This is a genomic window from Bacillus multifaciens (assembly GCF_030756675.1).
GTDB lineage: Bacteria > Bacillota > Bacilli > Bacillales > Bacillaceae_G > Bacillus_A > Bacillus_A multifaciens.
In genome coordinates this window covers 144299-153363 of the sequence record NZ_JAVBXD010000007.1, presented here as the reverse complement: position 1 = coordinate 153363, position 9065 = coordinate 144299, and the positions used below count along the sequence as shown (strand labels likewise).

At 37.0% G+C, this 9065-nt stretch carries 6 protein-coding genes and 1 pseudogene; 5 read left to right on the top strand and 2 right to left on the bottom strand.

Annotated elements, in window-relative coordinates:
- Window positions 1-135 precede the first annotated feature (135 nt).
- The 5 genes and pseudogenes from Q9306_RS07435 (at window position 136) to Q9306_RS07415 (ending at window position 4445) form a co-directional block, all read left to right on the top strand.
- A complete protein-coding gene (locus tag Q9306_RS07435; RefSeq protein ID WP_306196848.1) occupies window positions 136-498 on the top strand; it encodes a DUF3958 family protein in 363 nt (120 codons plus the stop codon).
- Entirely contained in the window at window positions 495-1841 is a 1347-nt protein-coding gene (locus tag Q9306_RS07430) for a pre-toxin TG domain-containing protein (protein WP_306196846.1), read from the top strand. Before Q9306_RS07435 ends, Q9306_RS07430 begins: the two co-directional genes overlap by 4 nt.
- Window positions 1841-2269: an SMI1/KNR4 family protein gene (locus Q9306_RS07425; protein ID WP_306196843.1), complete on the top strand. Its 429-nt coding sequence runs from the start codon at window positions 1841-1843 to the stop codon at window positions 2267-2269. The genes Q9306_RS07430 and Q9306_RS07425 overlap by 1 nt, the downstream gene beginning before the upstream one ends.
- 81 nt (window positions 2270-2350) lie before the next feature.
- Window positions 2351-4007, top strand: a pseudogene (locus Q9306_RS07420) (AHH domain-containing protein).
- A gap of 168 nt (window positions 4008-4175) precedes the next feature.
- A complete protein-coding gene (locus Q9306_RS07415) occupies window positions 4176-4445 on the top strand; it encodes a hypothetical protein (protein WP_306196841.1) in 270 nt (89 codons plus the stop codon).
- 216 nt (window positions 4446-4661) lie between these two features.
- On the opposite strand, the gene Q9306_RS07410 is transcribed toward Q9306_RS07415, so the two are convergent.
- Together Q9306_RS07410 and Q9306_RS07405 are read right to left on the bottom strand one after the other, a co-directional pair.
- Entirely contained in the window at window positions 4662-6536 is a 1875-nt protein-coding gene (locus Q9306_RS07410) for an ABC transporter ATP-binding protein (protein ID WP_306196838.1), read from the bottom strand.
- Window positions 6533-8752 (bottom strand): ABC transporter ATP-binding protein, encoded by a 2220-nt coding sequence (locus Q9306_RS07405; protein WP_306196834.1) that lies wholly within the window; start codon window positions 8750-8752, stop codon window positions 6533-6535. Before Q9306_RS07405 ends, Q9306_RS07410 begins: the two co-directional genes overlap by 4 nt.
- Window positions 8753-9065: the final 313 nt, after the last annotated feature.

The window sequence follows — 9065 nt, the reverse complement described above, 5'->3', positions numbered from 1 at the left end:
TGCGATGTTTTAAAACAAAGGGAAAAAGCGAGTACAGGTGGTGTTGCAGTCTGCATAACAGCAACTTATATGTCGAAAAATTAAAATTGATTTATATAGCAACCTACACGAACATAGAAAAGTAGGAGTGAAAAAATGAGCCAAGATATTCAAAAACAAATCAATCAACTAAATGATAAATTAAGAATTGTATCTGAAGACCAATATCAAAATCAACGTGCGATGCAAAGGCAAGAACAAGCAGAAGCAGATTTTTATGAATGGAAAGGTCAAAGCTATCGTCTATTTGATCGTATATTAGAAAGTTGGCATAACGATAGAGAACTAGGACAATTCTTTCATAACCTCCGCCAAGATGCACAGCAAATTGAGCGAAAGCTTACCCACGAATTAGAAGAGCAAAAAGAAACGTTGCTAAAGGAAAAACAAAACCTAAACAATTTAGAAAATGGCCTTCACCACCAACGCCAAAAGTTAGCATCGGAGGTGAAGTCATGAGTTTAAATATGTTTCTAGGGGAAGTGCGCTCCCAATCACAAAGTATGAATGCTATGTGCACTGCAACGATTCAGGGTATGGAACAGGCCATTAATTCGATTGACGCTTTTGTATTCGATGCCGTTTTGCAAGGGCAAACTTACGACAGTGCAAAAGCCTACTTTGCACAAACTTTCCGTCCTTTAGCGCAAGGAATTATTTACTTGTGTGAAGAATTGATTCGTCAAAATAATGCCTTTCCAAACGATTTCCAATCACGAGTAGCTTCAACAGATGTTATCGAGCAAGAAATACTAGAACAAATTCGAGGGATTGACCGAACGAGAGCAGGTATTGAAGTAATTGGTAACACCCTTCCAGGTATGCAAGCTATGGTGCATATTTTTGATGCGATGAAACGAAAGCTGCAGGAAAAGTTAGAACATCTACGTGAATTCAATTATACTTCTAGTAGTAACTATGATACAGCACTCCAACTTGCTGCGAGCATCGCACAAGGCCTTGCGGAAGTTCAGAGCGGGAAGGGTTTCAGTCCCGCGAGTGGAACATTTAGTGTACAAGAATTGAATATGGAGTGGACAGGGCCTATTCAAAAGATTACAGAGGATAGAGCTCGTGAAGCTGATAAACTTGCGTATAGTAATTTGATTGGAGAAGAAACAATAAACAATGAAATTTTATCAGAATCGGGGAAGGAAGAGTTTGATGGTAAAAAATTAGCAAGGGACATTACAGGTGAAGTAAGTGGGGAATATGATGTTCGACGCGCTTGGGATGGTGTAGACCCATCTACTGGAGAAAAACTCGATACTTTGGAAAGAGTTATGGCTGGAGGAATGGTAGTAGCAGGTATTACGCCAATTGGGAAGTTGGTGAAAATTGGTAAAGGTGTAAAAATGTCAGCTAGTGCTGTTAAAACTGTAAAAGCTGCTAAGCCGAATTATGTACTTTTCAATAAAACACATATAAATTCAATGCCTAAACCAAAAGGAAGAGGTCCAAATGGAGGGAATTTACAATCTCATCATGGGCTACAACAACAATGGGCGAAAGAAAATTTAAGTCAGTATGGATATGATCCAAAACTTGCACCGACAGTGACAATTGAAACAGGAAAAGGATTACCCCATACTATTATTACTAACGCACAGAACTTAAGACGTGATGAACGTGTAGCTTTAAGAAATGGAAAATGGAGTTCCACTTTACAAGATGAATTAAAGAATATGGTTTCTGATTTTGAACAAGCGGGATTTTCTAAGGAAACGATTAGAGAAACTTTAGAACAACAATATAAAATGCTTGATAAGTTAAAAGTGAATTATGAAAGGATTGATTATTAATGAGTATACTTGAGAACTTAAATGCAATTTTCATATTAGAAACTCAAGAACCTCCAGCAACTGAAGAATCGATTCAAGAATTACAAGATTTTTCACCAATAGATGTTCCTTCAGATTATCTAGAGATAATTCAACATTGTACAAATGCAGAGATTAATGTAAATAATGAAATATATATCCGTATTTGGAGTCCATCGGATTGTATAGAAATGAATGAAGCTCATAATATTCAAAAATATATACCTAACTCACTTGCAATTGGTGACGATGAAGGTGGAAAAGTATTATTATATGCAAATGGAAAGGACGAATTTGGACTATATACAGTGGATTTTGGAGATTTAGATATCGAGGAAGCAATTAAAATATCATCTTCTTTGAAATCGTTATTGGTGGATGGCATAGGTGTGGAAGAATTATTATTATAATTTTAAGGATATACGAAAAGTACACCTTTTGGATTACAGATAAAACTAGCAAAACCTCTACTAGAAAACTAGTAGAGGTTTTTGTTATTGATTTACCTCACACTTACATACGCATCACTAGCTGTAAAACCATTTGCCCTTTCGAATTATGCACTTCAAGGAATGGAACAGGCTATCAATTCGATTGATGCTTTTGTATTCGATGCCGTTTTGCAAGGACAAACTTATGACAGTGCAAAAGCCTACTTTGCTCAAACCTTTCGTCCTTTAGCGCAAGGAATCATTTACTTATGTGAAGAATTGATTCGTCAAAATAATGCCTTTCCAATCATGAGTAGCCTCAACAGATATCATCGAACAAGAAATACTAGAACAAATTCGGGGGATTGACCGAACGAGAGCAGGTATTGAAGTAATTGGTAACACCCTTCCAGGTATGCAAGCTATGGTGCATATTTTTGATGCGATGAAACGAAAGCTGCAGGAAAAGTTAGAACATCTGCGTGAATTCAATTATACTTCTAGTAGTAACTATGATACAGCACTCCAACTTGCTGCGAGTATTGCGCAAGGCCTTGCGGAAGTTCAAAGCGGGAAGGGTTTCAGTCCCGCGAGTGGAACATTTAGTGTGCAAGAATTGAATATGGAGTGGACGGGGCCTATTCAAAGGATTACAGAGGATAAGGCTCGTGAAGCTTACACTTCCGATGCACATAGTGAAATGAATGATAGTCTCTCTGAAGAATCAATATTGGAGAAATTAGGGCAAGCTTGGAATGGTTTTTATGTTGGTTCAGGGCAAGTTGCTGGAGCTATAATAGAAGGTGTCCCAAAGTTATTTGATTTGGAAACATGGAAAAATATGAAGAATGCTATTGAAAATTGGGATGAGACATTACCTGCTATGTGGAATGTCTTATCAGATTCCTTTAAAAAGGATGTTTTGAATGGAGACGCAGAAAGTATTGCAAGATGGGGATCATATACTTATGTGCAAATCGGTACAGCATTATTTGGAGATAAGGGTACTAGTAAAGTCACTACAATAATAAAAGGAACCAATTTTGCAAAAGTAACTAAGATTAAGGCACCACGTATACAACAAACTTTTACAAATTTAGCTGATAGTTTAGGTTTAGAAAATCGACTGGCGTTTGCCGATACTAATGGACTTAATCTAAGACATAATTTGGATTCCTCTGTTTTTAATCAAGCTGAAGATACAATGGTATTTTCTAAAACAGCAGATGGAAAAACTAGAGTTAAGGATGTACAGGAAGTAATTCAAGATTACGCAGATAAAGTTCTTGATAGAGTAGATGTGGAAAAAGAATATCCCGATTCGTATACAGCATCTCAAAAATTACGAGGAGAGCTGAAAGATGCAGGAATTGAACCACCACCGTACCCTAATGCTGCACATCACATCGCACTTTGGAATGATAAAAGGGCGGGACAGGTACAAGAGCTATTAGAAGAGTTTGGGATACATCATGATTCTGCTTCTAATGGGGTATTTTTACCATATAAAGTGAACGATTATGTGACTACTGAAGCCCTACATATTGGTAATCATAGTCCAGAATATATAAGAGAAGTATACAGAGTATTAAGTGAAGTTAAACGCTTTGGTGGTACTCAAGGTGATGCAGTTGCAGCCTTGCAGAGTATAAGAGAAAGGTTATTGCATGAGAAGAGAGTACGTGTATTTATAAGAATGTTTATTACTGTTTTATAAACAAAATGTATAGTAAATGAAGTTAATTATATAAGTATGTATATATAAATTTTAATATAAAAAAGAATTTAATTCTAGACTTATAAGGTATTTTTATTTATGTTAATTTTTAGTTAATAATAATTATTTCTAAGTATTTAATTTAACAAAAGTAGTGCTAGAAAGGGAGTGAGTAAGTTTAAAGATTTATTAATTTTTATATTAAAGGGAATGATTTTTAGTAGTTCACTTTTTTATTTTCTTTTCAACAGTGAATATACATTATCAAAAATGGAATTTAGTTCTAAAGTTAATGAGTCCAGTGTGCGATACACAATAAAAAAACAAATTGCAACTTTGGGAAGAAAAATAGTAATAAACGATGAAATTCCTCATATTAAAAATAAAATAAAGATTGCTATTTTGGATAGGGGGATATATAAGGAATATGAAGATTGAGGCGGTAACATTCTCTGTTATAAACTCTTCTTGAATCGCTTGAAGTAGAAGTGGAAAAAGCGGAGAGTAGAAAACTTGAAGAGGACTTATATTTGTAAGTATGGATGACATTTAACTATTACGTTTTTATGAGTTATACAAATTAATTCATTATCAAATATAACTTCCTAAAAGAAAACACTCCTCTCAAAAAATAGAGGAGTGTTGTTTATAACCTCAAGAAGCATCCGCACTCTCAAACTGACTATTATAAAGTTCAGCATAAAACCCTTCAGCCTTCAACAACTCTTCATGATTACCCTGCTCAACAATATCCCCGTCTTTCATCACAAGGATTAGATCGGCATCACGAATTGTTGATAATCTGTGAGCAATAATGAAACTTGTTCGGCCTTCCATCAGGTTTTCCATCGCTTTTTGAATGAGTACTTCTGTACGCGTATCGATGGAGCTTGTTGCTTCGTCGAGTATTAAGATTTTCGGATCCGCTAGAAGGGCGCGGGCAATTGTGAGTAATTGCTTTTGTCCTTGGGATACGTTGCTTGCTTCTTCGTTTAGTTCCATTTGATATTTGTTTGGTAATGTTTTGACGAAGCTGTGCACGTGCGCGGCTTTTGCTGCTTCGATGACTTCTTCGTCGGTTGCGTCTAGTCTGCCGTAACGGATGTTTTCCATGATGGATCCGTTAAATAGCCATGTGTCTTGTAGTACCATCCCGAACATGCTGCGCAGGTCTTCGCGCGTAAAGTCTTTTATGTCGTGACCGTCTATGCAGATGGCACCGCTGTTTACGTCGTAGAAACGCATTAATAGTTTTACGATTGTTGTTTTACCCGCACCGGTTGGGCCGACGATTGCGACTTTTTGGCCAGGTTTGATGTTAGCTGAGAAGTTGTTGATGATCGTTTTATCTGGATTGTATCCAAATTCTACATCTTTGAAGCTTACTTCTCCGTTTACTTTTTGCAGCTTCACTGGATTTTCTGATTCTGGCATTTCTTCTTCTTCTTCTAAAAACTCGAAAACTCGTTCCGCAGCTGCAGCTGTCGATTGGAGTACGTTCGCGATTTGCGCAACTTGAGCGATTGGTTGTGTAAAGCTTCTTACATATTGCACAAATGCTAAAATGTCCCCAACTGCGATGGTTCTCTTTACCGCAAGCCATCCACCTAAAATCGATACAGCGACGTAACCGATATTCCCGATAAACGTCATAATCGGCATCATCATTCCAGATAAAAATTGCGATTTCCATGCCGAGTGGTAAAGGATGTCATTTACCTCTTCGAATTTTTTCACTTCTTCTTCTTCTTTGTTAAAGGCTTTAACGATATTGTGACCACTATAAATTTCTTCAACTTGCCCGTTCACGTGTCCTAAATATTCTTGCTGGGATTTGAAGTATTTTTGTGATCGTTTTACGACTGCCATAATGAGTATCATCGATACTGGCAAGATTAAAAGCGCCACTAATGTCATTTGCCAGCTGATGGATAGCATCATGATAAGTACACCGATGATTGTAATTACCGATGTGATGATTTGTGACATACTTTGATTTAACGTTTGGCTCACTGTATCTACGTCATTTGTAACTCTCGATAATACTTCTCCGTGCGTCGTTTTATCAAAGTATTTCAGCGGCATCCGGTTAATTTTTTCATCAATTTCTTTTCTGAAGTTATAAGATACTTTTTGGGCTACTCCAGAAATGATATAGCCTTGGATAATGCCAAACGCAGCGCTCAGTATATATAATCCAAGGAGTAAAATGACGATGTTTCCGATATAAGTAAAGTCAATTGCGGCACCTGGTGCTCCTGTTACTTTGCTTACGAGTCCTTCAAAAAGTTTTGTTGTTGCTTTTCCTAAAATTTTTGGACCGACGATTGTAAAGGCTGCACTACCGATTGCGAAAAGGATAACGATTAAGATTGATAATTTATAGGGCTTCAAGTATTGAAGGAGCTTATTCATCGTTCCTTTGAAGTTTTTTGCTTTCTCAATCTTTTGCATGCCGCCGCCCATATGACCACCGCCGCCAGGACCAGGGCCACCTTGTTTTCTATTTTCTATTTTTCTATCGCTCATGATGACAACTCCTCTCTTGAAAGTTGTGATAAAGCAATTTGCTTATAAACTTCACAGTTCTCCATAAGCTCTTCATGAGTACCAGTTCCGACTATTTTTCCTTCATCCAGTACAATAATCTTATCTGCATTCATAATCGTACTGATTCTTTGCGCAACAAGTAAAATCGTACTTCCTGCAATGTCATTGTTTAAAGCTCTGCGAAGCGCTGCGTCTGTCTTAAAGTCAAGAGCTGAGAAGCTATCATCAAAAATGAAGATTTCCGATTGCTTCGTAAGAGCACGCGCGATAGAAAGTCGTTGTTTTTGGCCACCGGAAACGTTCGTACCACCTTGTGATATTTCTGCATGGAAGCTTTCAGGTTTTGCGTTAATAAACTCCATCGCTTGCGCAATTTCTGACGCTTTTACTAGTTCTTCTTCACTTGCTTCTTTCTTACCGTATTTCAAGTTACTTTCAATCGTACCGGAGAATAGAACTCCTTTTTGCGGTACATAACCGATTTTTTCTCTTAATTCCTTCTGAGATACTTCTCTAATATCAGTGCCATCTATTAAGATTTGGCCGCCTGTGACATCATAAAAGCGTGGAATTAAGTTGATTAGTGTGGATTTACCACTACCTGTACTTCCAATGAAAGCTGTCGTTTCACCAGGTTTTGCAGTAAAGGTGATATTGGAAAGCACATCTTCTTCTGCACCTGGATATTTAAAGCTAACATTTTTAAATTCAACGTAACCTTTCTTGTCTGAAGCGAATGTTTTTGGCTCCGCTGCATCATGAATGGTAATATCGGTGTCTAAAACTTCTGCGATACGTTGTGCAGATACAGAAGCACGTGGAACCATAATTGATACAAAAGAGATCATTAAGAAGGCCATGATGATTTGCATTGTATATTGCATAAATGCCATCATATCACCAACTTGCATATGTCCCATATCCACTTGGTGTGCTCCAACCCAAATAATAAGTACAGTAACGGCATTCATGATAAACATCATCATCGGCATCATAAATGACATTAAACGGCTTACAAATAAATTTGTTTTTGTTAAATCTTGATTTCCCTTTTCAAATTTCTTTTCTTCATGTTTTTGATTGTTAAACGCACGAATGACGAGCATACCTGTTAACGATTCACGCGTGATTAAGTTAATTTTATCAACTAACTTTTGGATCATTTTAAACCTAGGAATGGCAACGCTAAATAAACCAATAACTAAGCTTAAAATTGCGATCACCGCAACGGCGATAATCCAGCCCATGGAAAGGTCTGTAGTAAGTACCTTAATGATGCCGCCTATGCCTAAAATCGGTGCATAGAAGACGATTCGAAGCATCATGACCATCAGGGTTTGCACTTGCTGGATATCATTTGTACTTCTTGTGATTAAAGAAGCAGTGGAAAACTTATCAAACTCTGCATTCGAGAAGCTTGTAACTTTTCGGAATACTTTCTTTCGAAGATCTCTGCCGAGTCCAGCTGCTACTTTTGCTGCTAGTAAACTTACGATAACGGTAGCTGCCATACTTACTAAAGATAAAAGCAGCATTTTTCCGCCGGAAGAAAGAATATAATTGGATTGAAGTTTACCTGTATCGATCCCAATCGTTTTATATTCATTTTCAACGAACGAAACGGCCGCCTGTGTTACCATGCTGCCTGGCATCTTTTTAAACTGTTCATCTGCTTTTTCTTTCATCGCATCAATTTGATCTTGCGGCAGTTTTGCAATGACTGCGAAAGGATCGGTATTTGGCGGAAGCTTCATCTGTGTTTTACTGTCAGTGCCGCCTTTTTCAATTCCTTCTGTAATTAATATCGGTTTCCCAAAGATATCATTCAGTTCACTGATTGTATTTTTATCCGTTGTATGTAGCTTATAAAGTGGTTCTTTATCAAGCTTTGGATAATCTTTCAAGTCATTTTTTAGTTCACTTTGAGAAAGATTGTTCTTATCTAAAAGTGTATAATTGTCACCTACTTTTTTCTTCTCTTTGTCATTCATAAAGAGTGTAAGTTTATCCATCTCACTTTTACGAATAACTTCAGGTACTGCGTTCTCGACACCTTTTTGTTGAATCCCTACATTGACAATGTTAGACATGTAGTCTGGCAGTGATAGATCACATATTGCCTGCACAGTTAACAAACATACAACTGCAATGATGGAAGCAGCAAATGGTTTTAAATGTTTGATGATTTTTAACATTTAATACATCTCTCCATTTTCCTGTTCTAATTTTTTGTTTTTACTTTTTTCTTCATTCTCTTTATATATCTTTCGACTACAGATTAATTTTATGACTATATTAAGATGTAATGCAACATTTAGCTCTTAGAGTATAAAGACAAATTAAAAATTGGGGGCGAGAGGATTTATTCATGCGTAGAAGTGGTCAGTACCAGGTGTGTTGATTAACCAATAATAGGAAGTCCTAAGTCGATGAGGCCTCGTGCGGCTTCTAAACCAAGTAAAACCCCCACCTCAACATTTAGTAAAGTAAAAACGTTAAGTGGGGGAG

Excerpts from the sequence above, each read along its gene's own strand:
- Q9306_RS07410 (WP_306196838.1), bottom strand. The coding sequence starts at position 6,536 with ATGAGCGATAGAAAAATAGAAAATAGAAAACAAGGTGGCCCTGGTCCT.
- Q9306_RS07405 (WP_306196834.1), bottom strand. The coding sequence starts at position 8,752 with ATGTTAAAAATCATCAAACATTTAAAACCATTTGCTGCTTCCATCATT.
- Q9306_RS07435 (WP_306196848.1), top strand. The coding sequence starts at position 136 with ATGAGCCAAGATATTCAAAAACAAATCAATCAACTAAATGATAAATTA.
- Q9306_RS07425 (WP_306196843.1), top strand. The coding sequence starts at position 1,841 with ATGAGTATACTTGAGAACTTAAATGCAATTTTCATATTAGAAACTCAA.
- Q9306_RS07430 (WP_306196846.1), top strand. The coding sequence starts at position 495 with ATGAGTTTAAATATGTTTCTAGGGGAAGTGCGCTCCCAATCACAAAGT.